Annotated in this window: 18 protein-coding genes, 1 rRNA gene, 1 pseudogene and 1 CRISPR repeat array; of the genes and pseudogenes, 5 read left to right on the top strand and 15 right to left on the bottom strand. The window is 42.7% G+C overall.

Translation table 11 applies throughout. The annotated features are described in order from the left end of the window. Positions 1–98: 98 nt before the first annotated feature. Both NST15_RS04340 and NST15_RS04335 read right to left on the bottom strand, forming a co-directional pair. Positions 99–1,647 (bottom strand): 16S ribosomal RNA (locus NST15_RS04340). Positions 1,648–1,965: 318 nt separating this feature from the next. Next, complete coding sequence (locus tag NST15_RS04335; protein WP_342498898.1) at positions 1,966–2,844, bottom strand: nucleotidyltransferase-like protein; 879 nt, start codon at positions 2,842–2,844, stop codon at positions 1,966–1,968. A gap of 189 nt (positions 2,845–3,033) precedes the next feature. Here NST15_RS04335 and NST15_RS04330 point away from each other — a divergent pair, with 189 nt between their 5' ends. Beyond that, complete coding sequence (locus NST15_RS04330) at positions 3,034–3,381, top strand: YgzB family protein (protein ID WP_017366887.1); 348 nt, start codon at positions 3,034–3,036, stop codon at positions 3,379–3,381. A 35-nt stretch (positions 3,382–3,416) separates the two neighbouring features. Here the strand turns inward: NST15_RS04330 and perR are convergent, their stop codons facing one another. Further along, positions 3,417–3,854, bottom strand: coding sequence for a peroxide-responsive transcriptional repressor PerR (gene perR, locus NST15_RS04325; RefSeq protein ID WP_003217782.1), 438 nt, complete (start codon positions 3,852–3,854; stop codon positions 3,417–3,419). Positions 3,855–4,013: 159 nt separating this feature from the next. Beyond that, positions 4,014–4,481 carry a thioredoxin-dependent thiol peroxidase gene (bcp, locus tag NST15_RS04320; protein WP_007496746.1) on the bottom strand — a complete coding sequence of 156 codons (468 nt, stop codon included), beginning with the start codon at positions 4,479–4,481 and terminating at the stop codon, positions 4,014–4,016. Between the two features lie 129 nt (positions 4,482–4,610). Between bcp and NST15_RS04315 the strand changes: the two genes are divergently transcribed. Both NST15_RS04315 and NST15_RS04310 read left to right on the top strand, forming a co-directional pair. Then, positions 4,611–5,906, top strand: a complete 1,296-nt coding sequence (locus NST15_RS04315; RefSeq protein WP_008341922.1) for a glutamate-1-semialdehyde 2,1-aminomutase — start codon at positions 4,611–4,613, stop codon at positions 5,904–5,906. Positions 5,907–6,153: 247 nt separating this feature from the next. Beyond that, positions 6,154–7,227 carry an aromatic acid exporter family protein gene (locus NST15_RS04310; protein WP_025206980.1) on the top strand — a complete coding sequence of 358 codons (1,074 nt, stop codon included), beginning with the start codon at positions 6,154–6,156 and terminating at the stop codon, positions 7,225–7,227. A gap of 221 nt (positions 7,228–7,448) precedes the next feature. Here the strand turns inward: NST15_RS04310 and NST15_RS04305 are convergent, their stop codons facing one another. The 10 genes and pseudogenes from NST15_RS04305 to fabL all read right to left on the bottom strand — a co-directional run bounded on the left by NST15_RS04305 (position 7,449) and on the right by fabL (position 16,997). Next, positions 7,449–8,345: an ABC transporter permease gene (locus tag NST15_RS04305; protein ID WP_008341942.1), complete on the bottom strand. Its 897-nt coding sequence runs from the start codon at positions 8,343–8,345 to the stop codon at positions 7,449–7,451. Between the two features lie 18 nt (positions 8,346–8,363). Next, positions 8,364–9,365 carry an ABC transporter permease gene (locus NST15_RS04300; RefSeq protein WP_007496737.1) on the bottom strand — a complete coding sequence of 334 codons (1,002 nt, stop codon included), beginning with the start codon at positions 9,363–9,365 and terminating at the stop codon, positions 8,364–8,366. Positions 9,366–9,426: 61 nt separating this feature from the next. Next, positions 9,427–11,013, bottom strand: coding sequence for an ABC transporter substrate-binding protein (locus NST15_RS04295; protein WP_017358851.1), 1,587 nt, complete (start codon positions 11,011–11,013; stop codon positions 9,427–9,429). Beyond that, on the bottom strand, positions 10,988–11,965 hold the full coding sequence (locus tag NST15_RS04290) for an oligopeptide/dipeptide ABC transporter ATP-binding protein (RefSeq protein WP_019743187.1): 978 nt from the start codon (positions 11,963–11,965) through the stop codon (positions 10,988–10,990). The genes NST15_RS04295 and NST15_RS04290 overlap by 26 nt, the downstream gene beginning before the upstream one ends. After that, positions 11,934–12,956 (bottom strand): ABC transporter ATP-binding protein, encoded by a 1,023-nt coding sequence (locus NST15_RS04285; RefSeq protein WP_138825425.1) that lies wholly within the window; start codon positions 12,954–12,956, stop codon positions 11,934–11,936. The genes NST15_RS04290 and NST15_RS04285 overlap by 32 nt, the downstream gene beginning before the upstream one ends. Positions 12,957–13,068: 112 nt before the next feature. Next, positions 13,069–14,811, bottom strand: coding sequence for an ABC transporter ATP-binding protein (locus NST15_RS04280; protein ID WP_007496730.1), 1,743 nt, complete (start codon positions 14,809–14,811; stop codon positions 13,069–13,071). Positions 14,812–14,906: 95 nt separating this feature from the next. Continuing rightward, positions 14,907–15,437 carry a DUF402 domain-containing protein gene (locus NST15_RS04275; RefSeq protein ID WP_008341956.1) on the bottom strand — a complete coding sequence of 177 codons (531 nt, stop codon included), beginning with the start codon at positions 15,435–15,437 and terminating at the stop codon, positions 14,907–14,909. A 147-nt stretch (positions 15,438–15,584) separates the two neighbouring features. Next, the gene (locus NST15_RS04270; protein ID WP_017366881.1) at positions 15,585–15,845 is read right to left on the bottom strand and encodes a YgaB family protein; all 261 of its coding nucleotides are present in this window, start codon (positions 15,843–15,845) and stop codon (positions 15,585–15,587) included. Positions 15,846–16,019: 174 nt separating this feature from the next. Then, positions 16,020–16,169: pseudogene (locus NST15_RS04265) on the bottom strand (gamma-type small acid-soluble spore protein); the annotation flags it as partial. A gap of 75 nt (positions 16,170–16,244) precedes the next feature. Further along, positions 16,245–16,997, bottom strand: a complete 753-nt coding sequence (gene fabL, locus NST15_RS04260) for an enoyl-[acyl-carrier-protein] reductase FabL (protein WP_007496726.1) — start codon at positions 16,995–16,997, stop codon at positions 16,245–16,247. A gap of 81 nt (positions 16,998–17,078) precedes the next feature. Between fabL and NST15_RS04255 the strand changes: the two genes are divergently transcribed. Then, on the top strand, positions 17,079–17,303 hold the full coding sequence (locus tag NST15_RS04255) for a hypothetical protein (protein WP_008341962.1): 225 nt from the start codon (positions 17,079–17,081) through the stop codon (positions 17,301–17,303). Here the strand turns inward: NST15_RS04255 and mutY are convergent. After that, positions 17,290–18,390, bottom strand: coding sequence for an A/G-specific adenine glycosylase (gene mutY, locus NST15_RS04250; protein ID WP_206116092.1), 1,101 nt, complete (start codon positions 18,388–18,390; stop codon positions 17,290–17,292). The genes NST15_RS04255 and mutY overlap by 14 nt on opposite strands. A gap of 191 nt (positions 18,391–18,581) precedes the next feature. Between mutY and NST15_RS04245 the strand changes: the two genes are divergently transcribed. Continuing rightward, a complete protein-coding gene (locus tag NST15_RS04245) occupies positions 18,582–19,562 on the top strand; it encodes a metal-dependent hydrolase (protein WP_236810324.1) in 981 nt (326 codons plus the stop codon). Positions 19,563–19,637: 75 nt separating this feature from the next. Further along, positions 19,638–19,935: direct repeats of the CRISPR family, unit length 32 nt; unit sequence ATTTCAATCCACGCACTCATGTAGAGTGCGAC. Positions 19,936–19,961 lie beyond the last annotated feature (26 nt).

Genomic DNA, 19,961 nt, shown 5'->3' with positions numbered 1-19,961 from the left:
TCAAAGAACAATCCTGTCTCGCTAGAGACATGTTTTGAAGGAATGATCCTTCAAAACTAAACAAGACGAAAAACGTACGCTGCTCCATATATCCTTAGAAAGGAGGTGATCCAGCCGCACCTTCCGATACGGCTACCTTGTTACGACTTCACCCCAATCATCTGCCCCACCTTCGGCGGCTGGCTCCATAAAGGTTACCTCACCGACTTCGGGTGTTGCAAACTCTCGTGGTGTGACGGGCGGTGTGTACAAGGCCCGGGAACGTATTCACCGCGGCATGCTGATCCGCGATTACTAGCGATTCCAGCTTCACGCAGTCGAGTTGCAGACTGCGATCCGAACTGAGAACAGATTTGTGGGATTGGCTAAACCTTGCGGTCTCGCAGCCCTTTGTTCTGTCCATTGTAGCACGTGTGTAGCCCAGGTCATAAGGGGCATGATGATTTGACGTCATCCCCACCTTCCTCCGGTTTGTCACCGGCAGTCACCTTAGAGTGCCCAACTGAATGCTGGCAACTAAGATCAAGGGTTGCGCTCGTTGCGGGACTTAACCCAACATCTCACGACACGAGCTGACGACAACCATGCACCACCTGTCACTCTGTCCCCGAAGGGAAAGCCCTATCTCTAGGGTTGTCAGAGGATGTCAAGACCTGGTAAGGTTCTTCGCGTTGCTTCGAATTAAACCACATGCTCCACCGCTTGTGCGGGCCCCCGTCAATTCCTTTGAGTTTCAGTCTTGCGACCGTACTCCCCAGGCGGAGTGCTTAATGCGTTAGCTGCAGCACTAAGGGGCGGAAACCCCCTAACACTTAGCACTCATCGTTTACGGCGTGGACTACCAGGGTATCTAATCCTGTTCGCTCCCCACGCTTTCGCTCCTCAGCGTCAGTTACAGACCAGAGAGTCGCCTTCGCCACTGGTGTTCCTCCACATCTCTACGCATTTCACCGCTACACGTGGAATTCCACTCTCCTCTTCTGCACTCAAGTTTCCCAGTTTCCAATGACCCTCCCCGGTTGAGCCGGGGGCTTTCACATCAGACTTAAGAAACCGCCTGCGAGCCCTTTACGCCCAATAATTCCGGACAACGCTTGCCACCTACGTATTACCGCGGCTGCTGGCACGTAGTTAGCCGTGGCTTTCTGGTTAGGTACCGTCAAGGTGCAAGCAGTTACTCTTGCACTTGTTCTTCCCTAACAACAGAGCTTTACGATCCGAAAACCTTCATCACTCACGCGGCGTTGCTCCGTCAGACTTTCGTCCATTGCGGAAGATTCCCTACTGCTGCCTCCCGTAGGAGTCTGGGCCGTGTCTCAGTCCCAGTGTGGCCGATCACCCTCTCAGGTCGGCTACGCATCGTCGCCTTGGTGAGCCGTTACCTCACCAACTAGCTAATGCGCCGCGGGTCCATCTGTAAGTGACAGCCGAAACCGTCTTTCATCCTTGAACCATGCGGTTCAAGGAACTATCCGGTATTAGCTCCGGTTTCCCGGAGTTATCCCAGTCTTACAGGCAGGTTACCCACGTGTTACTCACCCGTCCGCCGCTAACATCCGGGAGCAAGCTCCCTTCTGTCCGCTCGACTTGCATGTATTAGGCACGCCGCCAGCGTTCGTCCTGAGCCAGGATCAAACTCTCCGAGGTATGCAGGATGCATATCACACATGCGTTGCTACACGATGTAGCGAACTTAGCATGTGATCATTTCCTGCCTCGTCAGCGTTTGACTGACTACCTATGATGTATCATAGGATTTTTTTATAAAAACTCGAATTAACAGGTACGTTTTGTCTTGTTTAGTTTTCAAAGATCATCTTCGTTATCGCTCAGAGGCGACTTTCTTAATATAACATTTGAGCACCGTGTGCGTCAAGTGTTTTTCTGAATTTCTTTTTGTCCGCTTTTCTTTCAAAGCAACTCAGTTGCTCATTAGCGACGTTTAATAATATACCATCATAATATTCATACGTCAATATCTTTTTTAACAAAATATCCTCGATGATAGATTTTTTGCCCCTTCGTCTCAATTGGCTCTACTAGCACAATTCCTTTTTCCACAAAGAAATCAATCATCACACTAAGATCAGGTGTGAAATGTTTGAGATCAGGATGTGCAAGAAGCTCGCCAAACAGCCAAATATCCTGCTGTTCCATGACATGACGCAAATGAGCCGCACCAATTTCTGCTTTTGAATGAATCAAGAAATCATTCGCTAGGAATAAAAGTTCTAACCGCTTATGAAGACTTTCGTGGCTTTCAATCAACTCTGAATAAAGTTTATATACTTCCGGCTCCATATGACGTACTTGGTTCCAAACGGTCACTTCTGGGTGGAAGCCTTTATCAATCACTTCAATACGCGCCAGATGATGCAGGGCATGCACAATGGAATTATATGCATCGAGGAATTGATTTGATTCAAAAAATGCTTTTCCTTCTATATATCTGCGAATGAGCTTGCCATATTCTAAACCAATTTTGAGCTTGCGGTTAGAAAACGGGAATGTACTCAGTTCATCAATCAAGTTGAAAATATATTCATTTCGATCAAACAGGACTTTTCCGTTTAAAATCCAATCAATAATCCGTCTGTTGGTACCTAAGGTAATCCATTCCTTCAACTGATCATCTGTGACAACATTTAAAGAAGCTGTTTGGTGACAGGATTCATAGTGCTTAATAAATAACGGTTCTTCCGCATCCTTTACGATGACTAGAAGCGCTGCATCAAAGTTATCCGTCTCAGAAGATACTTTATGTCTTCTTTCTACTATAATCACAGCTAATGTATCTGGATGACTTGCTCTCTCTTGATAAATAGGACGGAGAAGATTTTCCATAGTGATTCCTCCAATACTCGGGTGTAAGGTTCTTCTCTAATGCTATGTATTTCTCCTCATAGAATCAAAATTCCTTCAATACATGAAAAAAGATCATTGAATCATTATAAGCAATTTATTCACAAAACTCTATAACTAATTCAAACAGAAAGGTAAAATGTGCTATATTGGAGATAAGGGGGACTAGGGATGGCGAAATACTCCAGTAAGATTAATAAAATCAGAACATTTGCACTTAGTTTGGTTTTTGTTGGTTTTTTGATCATGTATATCGGTGTGTTCTTCAAGGAATCGGTCTGGCTGTCGACCTTCTTTATGCTACTCGGCGTGTTATCGATTGGATTGAGTACAGCCGTTTACTTTTGGATCGGTATGCTTTCTACAAAGGCTGTACGAGTAATTTGTCCAGGCTGTGAGAAGGAAACAAAGGTGCTCGGACGAGTGGATATGTGCATGCATTGCCGAGAACCGCTTACACTCGATCCAGCATTAGAAGGCAAAGAGTTTGATGAATCCTACAATCGAAAAAAGTCATAAAAATAAGCTGACCATTCAACTGGTCAGCTTTTTCATTAATGATTTTCTTTTTTTGCACATTCTTGACAAGTGCCATAGATCTCCAAGCGATGATGACTTACTGTAAAACCTGTCACATGGGATGCAAGCTGTTCTACTTCATCAAGGCCAGGATAGTGAAAGTCAACGATCTTTCCGCAATTTTCACAAATCGCATGGTAATGGTCAGATGTCGCAAAATCAAATCGGCTTGAGGAATCCCCATACGTTAATTCTTTTACTAATCCAGATTCCCGGAAGACTCGTAAATTGTTGTAAACCGTTGCTACACTCATATTAGGAAATTTCCCTTCAAGTGCCTTATATATATCGTCCGCGGTTGGGTGTGTCATAGAATTTACGAGAAACTCCAAGATGGCATGGCGCTGCGGAGTAATTCGAACACCGGTTTCTTTTAGAGCGTCTAAAGCATCTTTTAGTTCGTGAGCAGCCATTTCATCATGCACCTCTCTTTTCAAAAATATTCTTATATTATAATCTTTATAAATAGTGTACCCCCAGAGCCGAAACTTTGTCAATTACAATCCTCTTTTTTACCTATTCTTCTATACAAAAAAGACCGGCACGACTGCCGATCTCATTACGTCAACATATTAAGCGTGAGCTTTCAGTTCCTCAAGCGCTTCTTCCACATGATCTTTCACCTTTACTTTACGCCACTCTTTCACAAGCTTTCCTTCTTTATTAATAAGAAACGTTGAGCGTTCAATTCCCATGTATTCCTTACCAAAGTTCTTTTTCAGCTTCCATACACCGAAAGCTTCAGACAATTTTTGTTCGTCATCTACAAGAAGCAGGAAAGGTAAGTCATGTTTTTCTTTAAACTTTTGGTGCTTATCTTGACCGTCTGGGCTTACGCCGATGATCACAGCATCTAATTCCGCAAAGCTTTGATGGCGGTCACGGAAATCACAAGCTTCCGTTGTGCACCCCGGCGTCATATCTTTTGGATAAAAATAAAGGACAATGTGTTTCCCTTTAAAATCAGAGAGCTTTACTTTCTCTCCATTATCACCAAGTAATTCAATATCAGGTACTTGCTGCCCCACTTCGATTGTCATGATACAATCCCTCCAACCTATTTTTTCATTAGCCTATCCAATTTCGAGAAGATATTCAACTAAGGACGCTTGCATCGGCATGTTAAAATAATGATAGACGACGTGATACGTTGAGATAGGAGGCTATTTATGAAATTCACCGAATCAGAAAAATTACATCAAGAGGCGCTGGAGCATATTGTTGGAGGGGTTAACAGCCCATCTCGTTCATATAAAGCAGTGGGCGGCGGGTCACCTGTTGCAATGGAAAAAGGCGAAGGCGCTTATTTTTGGGATGTTGACGGAAACCGTTATATCGACTATTTAGCAGCATACGGTCCAATTATTACGGGACATGCTCATCCTCATATTACAAAAGCCATCACGAAAGCAGCCGAGACGGGTGTCCTTTACGGAACACCAACGAAGCATGAAGTCACTTTTGCTAAGATGCTGAAGGAAGCGATGCCTGCTTTGGACAAAGTTCGTTTTGTCAATTCAGGTACAGAAGCTGTGATGACGACAATCCGTGTCGCTCGCGCTTATACAGGCAGAACAAAGATCATTAAGTTTGCCGGATGTTACCACGGCCATTCTGATCTTGTGCTAGTTGCGGCCGGCTCTGGACCTTCCACTTTAGGAACACCAGATTCAGCGGGCGTGCCTAAAAGTATTGCCAATGAAGTCATTACGGTTCCATTCAACGATATAGACAGCTACAAAGAAGCATTAGACCGCTGGGGTGATGAAGTAGCAGCTGTTCTTGTTGAGCCAATTGTCGGGAACTTTGGCATCGTAGAGCCTAAAGACGGTTTCCTGCAGCAGGTGAATGACCTGACTCATGAAAAAGGGGCTCTAGTCATCTATGATGAAGTCATTACAGCTTTCCGCTTTATGTATGGTGGTGCACAGGACTTGCTTCAAGTAAAACCTGACCTCACTGCATTAGGTAAAATTATCGGCGGCGGTCTTCCAATCGGCGCTTACGGCGGTAAAAAAGAAATTATGGAGCAAGTCGCCCCGCTTGGACCAGCCTACCAAGCTGGTACGATGGCAGGTAATCCCGCCTCCATCCTTTCTGGTATTGCATGCTTGGAAGTGTTAAAAGAAGACGGGGTGTACGAACGTCTTGATCAACTCGGGGCCATGTTAGAAGAGGGAATTTTAGCCCACGCAAAAAAACATCAAGTAGATATTACAGTGAATCGCTTAAAAGGTGCTCTCACCATTTATTTTACAAAGGAAACGATCGTGAACTACGAGCAGGCTGAAAATACGGATGGTGAAATGTTCGCCCGTTTCTTTAAATTCATGCTCGCACAAGGTATTAACCTCGCTCCTTCTAAATATGAAGCTTGGTTCTTAACCATTGCACATACTGAAAATGATATTTCTGAAACGCTCAAAGCAGTAGATCACGCGTTTGAACAGCTGAAACAATCATAATGAAGAGAAAAACAGACGTAAATTCATGCGTCTGTTTTTTTATTTACCAGCTCTTGATTGTCAAAAGCGAGTGAATCTGTTACATTTTTTCTCAATACCTTCTTTTGATGTTTTCATGAACTTTCAAAAATCACTTGAATATTTCGGAAGACCGCTGTATATTACTTAGTTGTTTCATCAAAATATTTATGATATATGACAAGTGGTCATCTATTATCGAAAAGAAAGGAATGCAGGGACAAAACCAATGAAACTTGGAGCCCGTATTTTAAAAACTGGTATTGCCATTGTACTCGCGCTTTACCTGGCAACATGGCTTGGGTTGCCGACACCCGTCTTCGCGGGAATTGCAGCTGTATTTGCTATCCAGCCATCTATTTATCGATCATTTTTAACGATTGTTGATCAAGTGCAAGCCAATATTATTGGAGCAGCACTTGCCATTACGTTCGGTCTGCTTTTTGGCACAGGACCAGTCATCATCGGCTTAACTGCCGTCATGGTCATTGCGATTAATTTAAAGCTGAAGATTGAACACACGATTCCGATTGCACTCGTAACCGTCATCGCGATTTTAGAAAGTGCAGGGGATCATTTCCTTTCCTTTGCCTTAATTCGAACAGCAACTGTGGTGTTAGGCGTACTTTCTTCATTTTTAGTGAATTTGATTTTCCTGCCGCCAAAGTATGAAACAAAGCTTGTTCATCACATTATGGAAAATACGGAGGAGATTTTAAAATGGATCCGTCTGAGCTCCAGACAGTCTACTGATCATTCCACTTTAAAGGATGACATCGATCAAATAAAAGAACGCATGATCAAATTAGATCACATTTACTTGTTATACAAAGAAGAACGAAGCTATTTAAAGAAAACAACTTATGTCAAATCTAGAAAGCTTGTTTTATTCAGACAGGCAATCATGACGTCTAATCGAGCGCTGTACTTGCTGAAAAAGCTTCATAAGTTAGAAAATGAAATTCATTTGATGCCAGAGCATTTCAGAGAGAGCTTAACAGATGAGATTGATTATTTGCTTTATTGGCATGAACGTACCTTGATGAAGTTTGTTGGAAAAATGAAACCGCAGGACGATGATTTTCAGAATGAATGCTCTCTTCGTCTTGAAGCATTAACGAAATCATTTATTCAACACCAGCAAAATCAAGAAAACGACTTACTCGATTACAATATGCTGAATGTGATGTCGAGTATTATTGAATACCGTGATGAATTGGAGCATCTAGATACTTTGATTACAAGCTTCCAAACGTATCACCCAAAAGATAGTGAGATTGAGACAGAAGAAAAAGAAGCTTAAATACAAAAGCCCGATTCTAACAATCGGGCTTACATTTTTGACAAAGGGCTAAAATTATTTTAGCCCTTTGTCTTCTTTTCAGCGTAGTTGAAAACCCTTGAAATCAAGGAAGGACGAGTACTGGAGCGGAGCGAATGCCATATTCGTGAGCACCGGCACGCAGGACTAACAACGAATGCGAGGGTTTGCCTAAACGCTGTGACCGATTCTTAGAATCGGTCTTATTTTATTTTCTTCATTTTAGGATCAAGGGTGTCTCTTAATCCATCTCCCATCAAGTTAAAGCCAAGAACCGTCAGCATGATCGCAATCCCCGGGAAAAATAAAGTCCATGGCGCTTGTACGAGATAAGGTCTCGCATCGGCAAGCATTTTCCCCCACTCTGGACTTGGCGCTTGTGCACCTAATCCTAAAAATCCTAAAGCCGCCGCTTCGATAATGGCTGTACCAATCGCAAGCGTCGCCTGAACGATCACCGGCACCATACTATTTGGCAGAATGTGACGAAGAACGATGCGGCGGTGTGACATCCCGACTGCCTTTGCTGCTAAAACATATTCTTCTTGCTTAATGCTCAGCACCTTTGAACGAACCAGCCGCCCAAAAGTCGGGACGTTAATAATCGCTATGGCAATAAGGGCATTTTGTAAGGAAGGGCCTAAGATGGAAACGATCGCAATCGCTAATAGAATGCTAGGAAAAGCGAGTAAAATATCAAATAGTCTTGAGATGACAGCATCCAGCAATCTGCCGCCGTAACCTGCCATCAATCCAAGCAATGTCCCTAAAATAACCGACCCGAGAACGGAGAAGAAACCCACCCATAATGAAATCCGAGCTCCATGCACGACTCTAGAAAATATGTCTCTCCCGAAATCATCCGTACCAAACCAATGTGCAGCCGAAGGGGCACTAAATCGTTCGCCTAGTGACTGCTCGTTGATTCCATAAGGAGCAATGAGCGGTGCAAAGATTGCTAGGATCAGAAATAAAAAGACAATCACAGTGCCAATGACCGCCAGCTTGTGCTGAAAGAACAGTTTCATCGATTCAAGAATCAGTGATTGAGAGCGTTCTTCCTTTTGTTCAGGTGCTTGAAGCTCTTTTTGCGCTTCCATGTCGTCACTCTCCCTTCTCTAGTATTTAATCCTCGGATCAATGACTGCATACAAGATATCCACAATGAAATTGATCAGCACAAATATGAGCGCTACAACAAGAATGCCAGTTTGAATGACAGGATAATCACGATAGCTAATGGCATCGTAAATATACCGCCCAATTCCCGGCCAAGCAAAGATCGTTTCTGTTAAAATGGCTCCGCCTAGCAAGAGACCTGTTTGAAGACCAATAATCGTTAAAATCGGAATGAGCGCATTTTTCAGCCCATGCTGATAAATGATGAAAAATGAACGTACCCCTTTTGCTTTTGCTGTTCGAATAAAATCTGAATGAAGAACTTCCAGCATACTTGCCCTCGTAATCCTTGCAATAATCGCAGCAGGAATCGTTGCGAGAGCGGTACTTGGTAAAATTAAATGCTTGATGCTGTCAAAGAATTGATCAAATCGTCCTTGCAAAAGCGTGTCCAGCGTATGAATATAGGTGATCGACTCTACCGGATTTCTGACGTTTTCTCGTCCTGTAGTCGGCAAAATACCTAATTCAATCGAGAATAGCCACTGTCCCATTAAGCCTAACCAGAAAATCGGCATGGACACCCCAATGAGCGCAATAAACATGGCCACATAATCAAAGAAAGAATGTTTAAACCACGCACTAATGATTCCGGCATTCACACCGACAATAATCGCCAGCAACATAGCGAAGAAAGTCAATTCTAATGTAGCGAATAAGTAAGGCTTCATTTCCTGGGCAATAGCCGCTCCTGTTCGTATGGAAGTCCCTAGATCGCCTTTTAAAAGCCCCAGCATGTAGTGACCATATTGTACGTACCACGGCTGGTCTAAACCAAGCTGAATCGTCAATTGCTCTACTGCTTCTTTCGTTGCCCGCTGTCCTAAGATGACCTGCGCCGGATTTCCAGGGATAAACCGAATAATAGAAAATACAACTAAGGTCATTCCGATCAGTACTGGAATGAGCATTCCTGCTCGCTTCATACAATAAGCAAACAAACAGCTTTCACCGCCTTTTCATTGTTTGGATAAGGGAGATCGAACGATCTCCCTTATTTGCTTATTCGAAATATACGTCAGTCAATGCTTCGGAACCAGTCGGATGCGGCTGGTAGCCTTTTAAATCTTTAGATGCAGCAAGCATTGGAATTGAATGGACTAATGGAATCCAAGGCGCTTCATCATGAATGATTTCTTGAGCTTCTTGATATAATTCATTTCGCTTCTTTTGATCCGTATCGGTCTGCGCTTCAATGAGGATGTCATGCATTTTATCGTTTTGGAAGAATGTATAGTTGTTGCCGCCAATACTGTCTTTATCTAATAATGTATAGATGAAATTATCAGGATCGCCATTGTCCCCTGTCCATCCTAATAAGAACACATCTGCTTCGCCTTTACTTGCTTTATCTAAATAAGTCGCCCAATCATATGTGACGATTTCGGCTTTGACACCAACTTTTTCAAAGTTTGACTGAATGACTTCAGCTACCTTCATCCCGTCTGGCATATATGGACGCGGCACAGGCATTGCCCAAAGCTTGATGCGAAAACCGTCAGGGAAGCCTGCCTCTTTCAATAGTTCTTTTGCTTTTTCCGGATCATATGGATATGGCTCAATCTCGTCATTGTAGCCTTCTAATGACGGAGGAAGTGGATTTTTTGCTGGTTCAGCAAGCCCTCCATAAAACGACTCGATGATTGATTCTTTATCAACTGCATAATTGAGTGCCTGACGAACCAACTTGTTATCAAGCGGCTTTCTAGTCACTGTCAACCCGATATAACCTACGTTCATGGATGGTCTTTCAATCAGCTGGAGCGCTTTGTCTGTTTTAATGCCATCTAAATCGGACGGATTGACGCCGTCCATTAAGTCAATTTCGCCTGTTTTAAGCGCATTTAAACGAGCAGAGTTTTCAGGAATAGAGCGGAAAATGATTTGTTTCAGTTTTGGTTTATCTTTTTGCCAGTAATCTTCGTTCTTTTCTAAGACAATACGGTCGTTCTGCTTCCATTCTTTAAACTTAAATGGTCCTGTGCCAACTGGGTTTTCTCTAAATGAATCACCGCTTTTTTCAACTGCTGCAGGACTGGCGATACCAAATGGTGACATGGCGATGTTTTTCAGAAATGTTGCTTGCGGGCGTTTGAGCTGAAATTCAATTTCATGCTCTCCTTTGACGATGATGTCTTTAATGACATGCCCTTTATCTTTTTTATAGCCGCCAAACATGCCGTAGTAAGGAAATTTTTCGGCATCTCCATTCATCCAGCGGTCAAAGTTGAATTTCACTGCTTCTGCATTAAAGTCTGTGCCATCGTGAAATTTCACACCTTCTCTTAAGTAGAACGTGTACGATTTTCCGTCCTTTGCAACATCCCATTCTGTTGCGAGGCCCGGATGGATGGTCGTGTCTTTTTCACCGTAATTCAAAAGCTTTTCAAACATATTCTCTGTGACCTTGAAGGTTTCGCCTTCTGTTGTTGTAATCGGATCAAGTGACGTAGAGTCCCCTCCTCTGCCGAATACGAGAGTGTCTTTTGTGGCTTTTTCTTCTGATGTTGATGAAGATGAACAGCCCCCTAAAAATAACGCAAGTGCCAGCACAAAAATGAAACTACTGAATAACCATGTCTTCTTCATTGTGTTCCTCCTTTTGATATAAATAGCACGCAGCTGCATGACCTGTTTCCTCCTCATACAAAGGCGGAACAGCTTGCAAGCATTGCGCCCACCTTTTTGGACATCTTTTATAGAAAGGACAGCCATCTTCTGACACCAGGGTGGATTCTTCCGCTGACACATCCTGCGTTTCCAGCACGTGATCCATATGTGGAATGGATGTCAGAAGAAGCGATGTATAAGGATGAAGCGGCTTGTGAAATACGTCCTCCGCAGGACCCATTTCTACAATACGGCCAGCGTACATCACTGCAATTCGGTCGCTCATATACTTGACAACGCCTAGATCGTGAGAAATAAACAAGTACGTCAGAGAAAGCGTCTTTTGCAATTCGAGCATTAAATTCAAAATTTGCGCTTGAACCGATACATCTAAAGCGGAAACTGGCTCATCGGCAATCACAAGACTTGGATGAGTAATCAGCGCCCTAGCAATTCCAATACGCTGCCTCTGACCGCCGCTGAATTGGTGCGCATATCGATCTCCATAAGATGGGTCAAACCCAACAATGTGCAGCATCTCTTTTACCCGCTTTTGTCTTTCTGCTTTTGTTCCATGTTTATGGACAATGAGCGGTTCTTCTAAAATGTCTTTGATTTTCATTCGTGGATTTAAGGAAGCGTATGGATCTTGGAAGATCATTTGAATGTCTTTTCTGAAGGAACGCATGTCTCGTTCTTTCAGAAGCGTCACTTCTTGTCCTTTCATTTGGATTGAGCCAGAAGTCGGTTCGATTAATCTCATTAAGCTTTTGCCAAGGGTTGATTTCCCGCAGCCAGATTCGCCCACAATGCCGAGCGTCTCTCCTTCTTTCACATGAAAGGACACTTGATTTAAAGCCAAAGTCGTCTGTTTGTGTTTAGAAAAAAATGCCGATGTGTCATAACGCTTCGTCAGTTGATTCACTTGCAATAGTGGGTGATTCAGTGTCTTCTCCTCCTTCCATTAGAAAACATGCGACGCGGTGATTGTGTGAAATGGATTGTAAAGATGGGTCTTTTTCAAGACATTGCGTCATTTGATATGGACAGCGTGGTGCAAATTGACAGCCGGACCGAATAGCTCCTGGCTTAGGTACATGACCCGGAATAGACATGAGTTTTTCTTTTTTCTCTTTAAATGATGGAACAGAGGCGAAAAGACCTTTCGTGTAGGGATGCAGAGGTTTTTGAAAAATACGGTCAACGGTTCCTTCTTCTACGATTCGACCGGCATACATAATCATGACACGCTGGCATATTTGCCGCACGACGCCTAAATCATGAGTAATAAATAAAATAGCGGTGTCCATCTCTTCATTTAACTTTTTGAGCAAACGAAGAATTTGTGCTTGGATGGTGACATCAAGTGCAGTCGTTGGTTCATCTGCAATCATGAGCTTTGGGTGACACAGCATCGCCATCGCAATCATCACACGCTGACGCATGCCGCCCGATAGTTCATGTGGATATTTTTTGAGTAATGACGCTGCTTGTTTCAGGCCTACCGTTTGAAGCAAATCTACTGCCTTCACTTTTGCTTCTTTTTGGCTGATAGTCTGATGTGTAAAAAGGGCTTCTGTCATTTGCTTGCCGATGGTCATGAGTGGATTGAGAGAAGTCATGGGTTCCTGAAAAATCATTGAGATGTCATTCCCTCTGACCTCTCGCCATTGTTTCTCCGACAGTGACAGCAGGTTTTGACCTTCAAATTGTATGTGACCTGTTGTTTCTGTTTGGTGATTCAGCCCCATTAAAGACATCGATGTGATGCTTTTCCCGCAGCCAGATTCGCCCACAATACCTAAGGTTTCTCCTTTTTGAATAGAGAATGAGATGTCATGAACGATCGGCACTCTCTGCTTTTTTTGCTGAAAGGCAATGGACAGCTGTTTGACATCTAGCAATACTTCTTGTTCTTTCACATCTTCACCACCCCGTCATACTTTTTAAAATTGTATTGAGACAAGCTGGGAAATATGTCATGTTTTTGACAAGCATAAAAAAGCCTATCCGCTAGAATCGGATAGGCTTCTACTAATTTAATGTTTGAATGGTAAATAGATGGCGATAGTGGCTGTCTCGGTTCATTAATTCTTCATGTGTTCCTTTTTCCACAATCTCGCCTTGTTCCATGACCACAATGAGGTCCGCATGTGTAATCGTTGATAAACGGTGCGCAACTATAAAAGTTGTGCGATCTTTTGCCAGCTTTTGCATCGCTTCTTGAATGTAATGTTCACTTTCTAAATCAAGTGCAGACGTCGCTTCGTCTAAAATAAGCAGCGGTGGATTTTTAAGAAATACCCTCGCAATTGAAATTCGTTGTTTTTGACCGCCCGATAGCTTTACGCCACGTTCTCCTACTTTCGTGTCATATCCTTCAGGAAGAGACATGATAAAATCATGCGCATTTGCCGCTTTTGCAGCCGACACAATTTTCTCAAAAGATGCTTCCGGGTCTCCCACAGCGATATTTTCTTTAATGGTGTCACTGAATAAGAATGTATCTTGGAGCACCATTCCGACTTGATTACGCAGGCTTCTTGCCTTGTACTCTTTAATATCAATGCCGTCAATTTCGAGTGATCCGCTTGTGACATCATAAAATCTTGGAATTAAGCTGACGAGTGTCGACTTCCCTCCGCCGCTCATTCCTACAAGCGCAACGGTTTGACCTTTTTCTACTTTCAAGGAGATATTGTGTAAAATCTCTTCCTGTGTATGTTCGTAACGGAACGACACATCTTTAAATTCTACCTCACCTTTTAAGTGATTGGCTTCTTTTGCATTCGGCTTATCTGTTACTTCATACGGTTCATCAATAAACTCAAAAATACGATCCATTGATGCTACTGACTGAGTTAAAGTCGTCGATGAGTTAATGAGACGACGAATCGGGTTGTACATCCGGTCAATGTAGCCGACAAAGGCAATCATTGTCCCAATTGAAAGCGACCCGTTAATGACGGTATAGCCAGCAAAAGCAATGATGAGCAGCGGCGCAATGTCTGTGATCGTATTGACGACGGCGAAAGTTTTGGCATTCCAATTCGTATGATTGATCGCTTTGTTTAAGAAATTTTTATTTTCATCGTGAAAATTCTCTTGTTCGTATTCTTCAATCGCAAAGCTGCGAATGACAGGCATTCCTTGTACTCGCTCATGCAGGTGCCCTTGTACCTCAGCCAGTGCCTGCGACCGCTCTTTTGTCAGCTTGCGAAGCCGTCCGTAAAAATACTTCACTGCTAACGCATACAGCGGAAAAATAATGACAGACACAATGGTGAGTTTAAGATCCAGTGTACACATAATGGCTATCACAATCAGGACGGTCATCAAATCAAGCCAAATGTTCATAAGCCCTGTGATGACAAATTCCTTTGTTTGCTCCACATCGTTGATGACCCTTGAAATAATTTCCCCTGTTCTCGTGTTGGCGTAATAACGAAGGCTCAACTTTTGAATGTGCGAGAACAGTTTTTCCCGAATATCAAATAATACTTTACTGCCTGTCCACTGCGCATAGTATTGTCTGTAGTACTCAACAGGCGGTCTCATCACTAAAAATAATACAAGCATGATTCCCATAATAATAAAGAGAGTGGATGTTTTTTCTTCAGCCGATCCAGAGCCTTGAATCACATCATCAATGACATACTTTAAAAGCAGAGGCAATGTTAAGGGGATCGAGAACTTAATCATTCCGATCACCATTGTCAATGCAATCTGTTTTTTATACGGTGTTACAAAAGCCATGTAACGTTTTATGACCCCCATGTAAATCTCCTTCCCAATCTATCAGTGCCTCTTATCCGTACGCAATCAAAAACCTGTTGGCTTTGAAAAGCCAAACAGGTTTTAGCTGCTGTTACTTATTTTGTATAACGCAAAAAACGTTCATACCACATATCCACAAATTCTGGAGCAAACGGTCCCTTCCGCTGGTGAATCCAATGCAGTAATGTATTTAGATGCTCTCGTAAGATACTATCGATTTCTTTTGGATAATTCATCTGCCTCTTATGATCTGCATATTCATCCTCATCCAAAATATTATACGTCATGTCCGGAAAGACTTTGACATCTAAGTCGTAATCAATATACTTAATCGCCTCTTCATCTGTCGCAAAAGGAGAGCTGATGTTGCAGTAATAATACACCCCATCATCTCGAAGCATCCCAATGACATTAAACCATTGTTTTGCATGAAAATAGCAAATAGCCGGTTCTCTTGTCATCCATGTTCGGCCATCGGATTCAGTCACCATTGTTCGATCGTTTGCACCAATGATACACAATTCCGTTGCTTTCAGAATGGTGGTTTCATTCCAAATCCTGTGGATCAAGCCATTATGTTTATAGCTTTGAATTTGGATGGTTTCTCCTTCCTTGGGATAGCCCATATTTTCTCCCCTACTTTCTATAACAAACAAACCTAACAGTCCAAAGACCTAATTTCCCAACTAAACATGTCTCTATTATATTATACCGTTACATCATTAAAAAATGAAATGAAAAAGCCATTCAACCCAATTGAACGGCACACTCTTTTACATGACGGTTGAGCTCTTCTCCATTTGTTTATACGAATTGATGACTTGTTCAGTCTGTTTTGTAAATAGTGTTTGGACTTTTTGCAGTTCCTCTCGTTTCTGTTTGATTTGATCATGAAGCTTATGCCGCTCTTCCTTTTTTTCACCTTGCAGCAATCGTTTTTCTGTCTCTAAGTACAGATCCAGTTCTCCTTGTACATCGAGCAGCTGATCCATAAGCTGCATTTGTTCTCTGACAAGCTGATCGAAATCAGACATCTAACTCCTCCCTTTCATTCGTATCGACTTTTTGTATCTATACCATTTCTTGAAAGAAGGAAGAAGTCCTTTGACTGTTTATGTAGAGGTTTTACAGGTTTTGTCGGATGGTGGAAAGAGGCAAAAAGAAAAGCACTTCATTCGTAGATGAAGTGCTTCCTTTTGTTTCAGTGATTAGCTGTTTTGTTGTTTGTTTTGCTCAGCTTTTTGGTTGTATTTTTTTACGTGCTGTGCATCAGTCTCGCTAGCAAATTCAGTGCCATATTGACCGCCTTGTGCAGCAGCTTGGTTTTGTTTTTTCACTTGTTGTGCGTTTGTTTTGTTTTGTTGTTTATCCATCATTATCACCTCCACGCACATTAATTTGTGCAGAAGGTGTACATCTTATTCATGATTTTTTTAAACAAGCAAAGAACGTCCGCCATCGACGATAATCGTCTGTCCTCTAATCATATCTGCTTTGCCTGATACAAGGAATTCTACACTGTCGACCATGTCTTTAATTTCCACCATACGGCCTGCTGGTGTATTTTTCTTAGCGTCTTCTAATAGCTCTTCACGATTCGGGAAGTGCTTGAGTGCATCTGTATCAATGGCACCGCCTGATACGGCATTTACGACGATATTTTTTTGTGACAGCTCAACGGATAGGTAGCGTGTCAACGCTTCTAGTGCTGCTTTAGATACACCGACCACCGTGTAGTTTTCAAGGTAGCGGATGGAGCCTAGTGAGCTAATGCTGACGATATGTCCGCCGCCGTTTTTCTCCATTAATTTGGCTGCTTCTTGTCCGCAGAATAACAAGGCCTTCGCATTGATATTCATGGTCCAGTCCCAATGATTTTCTTCAAGATCCATGATTGGGCGCTGAACGCCAGATGCCGCATTGTTCACAAATACGTCTAAACGGCCAAACGTTTCGTCAATTTGCTGGAACATGTCTTTGATTTTCTCTGGCTGACCAACGTTGGCTTTGACAACTAATGTTTTAACACCCATCGCTTCAATTTCTTCAGCTGTTTCAAGTGCTGCTTTTTTGCTTCTTGCATAGTTAATGACAATGTCATATCCTTTTTCAGCCAGGCGAAGGGCTACTTCTTTCCCGACACCTCTACTGCTGCCTGTAATTAGTGCACATTTACGCTTGTTCATTATGGTTCATCTCCTGATTTGAATAGTTTTCGTCCATTCGCTTCACACTAATAGGAAAGTTCCTATTAGGAGGTTACATTCATGTATGTCGGACGCGATTTAAGCCAGCTTGGCATGATGTCAAAGGATCAATGGAAAGATACTGAGCTTGCTTTTTTTCATCATGCTTTCCAACAAATTTTACCTTATTTAAACGAAGAAGGGCAATCTAAGTATCGAGAAATCATTTCTGAAATTGAAAACCGCGGGGGTCTGCACCGAAATGAAGCCGATTATACCCATGGTACAACGGTTAAATATGACTAGGCTGTTCAAGTGCCATCTTCCATATTTTTTGATGTGAGACTGGCAAAGCATATGCCTCAAATTCTTCTGTTGTGACTTTTTTCAGCATCGTGTCATCAGATACAGAGGTCACACGTCCAAAGAAAACAGAAATATTCCAGATGAGGTGGGTAAATACATGTTGAATGGTGCCTTCTAAATCACCAAGTTCTGCTTGTACACCCGCTTCCTCTTTTAAGAAATCAATCAGCTGCTCTTTTTCCGTTTTTCTTCCCTTCATTGTTTCCATGTTTGGGAACTCCCATAAATTCGCAAGCAGACCTGTACTTGGACGCTTATGAATATAGAGGTGGCCTTGATCATCAAATAACACCACCGCTGCCATTGATTTCGCAGTCGGCTTTTTCTTTTTACTTTTCACCGGCAGCTCATGCTGAACGCCTTCCTCAAGTGCCGAGCAATGCATGTTTACAGGACACATGAGGCATGCAGGAGAGGTTGGGGTGCAAATAAGCGCACCTAGCTCCATTAGCCCTTGATTGAATTCTGATGGCTTTTCCCGGGAAATGAGTTGATCGACCGCAAATTCGAAAATGTTTCTCGTTTTTGGTTTTGCAATATCATCCCATATGGACAAGATACGGGAAATGACCCTCATCACGTTGCCGTCTACCGCAGGGTATGGCTTGTTATAGGCGATACTCAGCACTGCGCCGCTCGTATACGGACCTACACCTTTCAGCTTTGAAAATTGCTCTTTCGTATCAGGGACAACGCCCTCGTAGGATTCATAGACTTCTTTCACAGCAGCCTGTAAATTACGCACTCTTGAGTAGTAGCCAAGACCTTCCCATGCTTTCATGACCTTTTCTTCATCAGCTAGTGCGAGATCTTTCACCGTCGGGAATTGCTCCATAAACCGATTGAAGTACGGAATGACCGTATCCACTCTCGTTTGCTGAAGCATCACTTCTGATACCCAGACGCGGTATGGATCTTGATTTTCACGCCATGGAAGTGTCCGTTGTTCTTTTTCATACCAATCGATTAAATCATACTGAAAGCCCGCAATATCTTTGCGGTCCAGCTTTTCTTGAATGTCTTTCATCTCTATACTCCTTCTTATCGAACCGAGAGCTAACGTTCTGAAAAGAACCTTATTTGTTGTATACTGTTTGTAGATACGTTAACATGTTACATTAAATCGGGATAAAGCAAAAGTGATTTTGCACATAGTCTTGATGAGAAACGTATACTTTGTATGATTGTTCCTAAGCATGACAACTAGGAGGTAATCAATTGGACACTGGTACTCATGTAGTAATGGGCATTTCTCTTGGGGGACTTGCGCTTTTAGATCCAGCCGTCAGCGCAGATCCACACATGGCACACGCTGTGATGATCGCGACCATCGCCGGCTCCCAAGCACCAGACATTGATACTGTGCTAAAACTAAAAAATAATGCAGTTTATATAAGAAATCACCGAGGATTTACTCATTCCATTCCGGCTGTACTGTTTTGGTCATTGCTGATTCCGGCTGTGATTTTCCCATTTGTGCCGGGGGCAAATTTACTTCACCTTTGGTTATGGACACTATTAGCCGTCGTGCTTCATGTGTTTGTCGATATTTTCAATGCTTACGGCACGCAGGCCATTCGTCCATTTTCAAAGAAGTGGGTAGCGCTAGGGATCATTAATACGTTTGATCCGTTTATCTTTTTTACACATCTTGTCGCCATTGTCGTTTGGGCGATTGGCGGGCATCCCGGCTATACGTTTATTACGCTGTATGCCGTGATTTTCTGTTATTATATCGTCAGAGTCATCATGCAGCTTCAGATTAAACGCCAGCTGCGTGCACGATTCAATGAAATTGAGGACATTATTATTTCGCCTACAATGAAGTTCAGACAATGGCGCATTGCCGTGAAATGTAAATCCTCTTTCCATGTTGGACGCAGTATGAATGGTGAGATCATCATTTTAGACACCTTTAACCGTGTGCCGGTCCCTGATACAGAGATTATGAAAATTGCCAAACAAGATGAAAACATTTCAGCCTTTCTCTCCTTCTCCCCTGTCTACCGGTGGGAAGTGGATAAATACAAGGATCATTATGAGGTACGGTTCATTGATTTGCGCTACCGCAGCAAAGGTCACTATCCTTTTGTCGCGATCTGCCATATCGACATGGACCACCAAATCAAAAATTCCTATACCGGCTGGATTTTCAGTGAAGAAAAACTGCAAAAAAAATTAAGACTCGGCTCTGTGTGAGCGAGTCTTTTTTTGTTGTGTAGGGCTTAGATTTAGGGGGAAGTACATTATTTTGAATTTATGTAATTCGCAGAAACAGTGATCTATGCACTTATGTTGAGTGCGACTAAATACAATGTGTTTGCGAGCCTTGTCATCGCTATTTCAATCCACGCACTCATGTAGAGTGCGACACATACTTTTTCGAAGCGTATAGAAATCTATAGATTTCAATCCACGCACTCATGGAGAGTGCGACATCTCGTAGTTGCATCTCGAAGATCGAAAATGATCAATTTCAATCCACGCACTCATGTAGAGTGCGACCTTGCGATGGGAATTTTTCAGTTCCAAAGGAAAAAATTTCAATCCACGCACTCATGTAGAGTGCGACTGCGATTTTCGCCCTAATTATAACAT

Origin of the sequence: Bacillus sp. FSL R5-0820, from assembly GCF_038593385.1 — a bacterium.
GTDB classification, from domain to species: Bacteria; Bacillota; Bacilli; order Bacillales; family Bacillaceae; genus Bacillus; species Bacillus altitudinis.
Note: the sequence above shows the minus strand (reverse complement) of the source record. Positions and strands in the feature narration are given on the sequence as shown.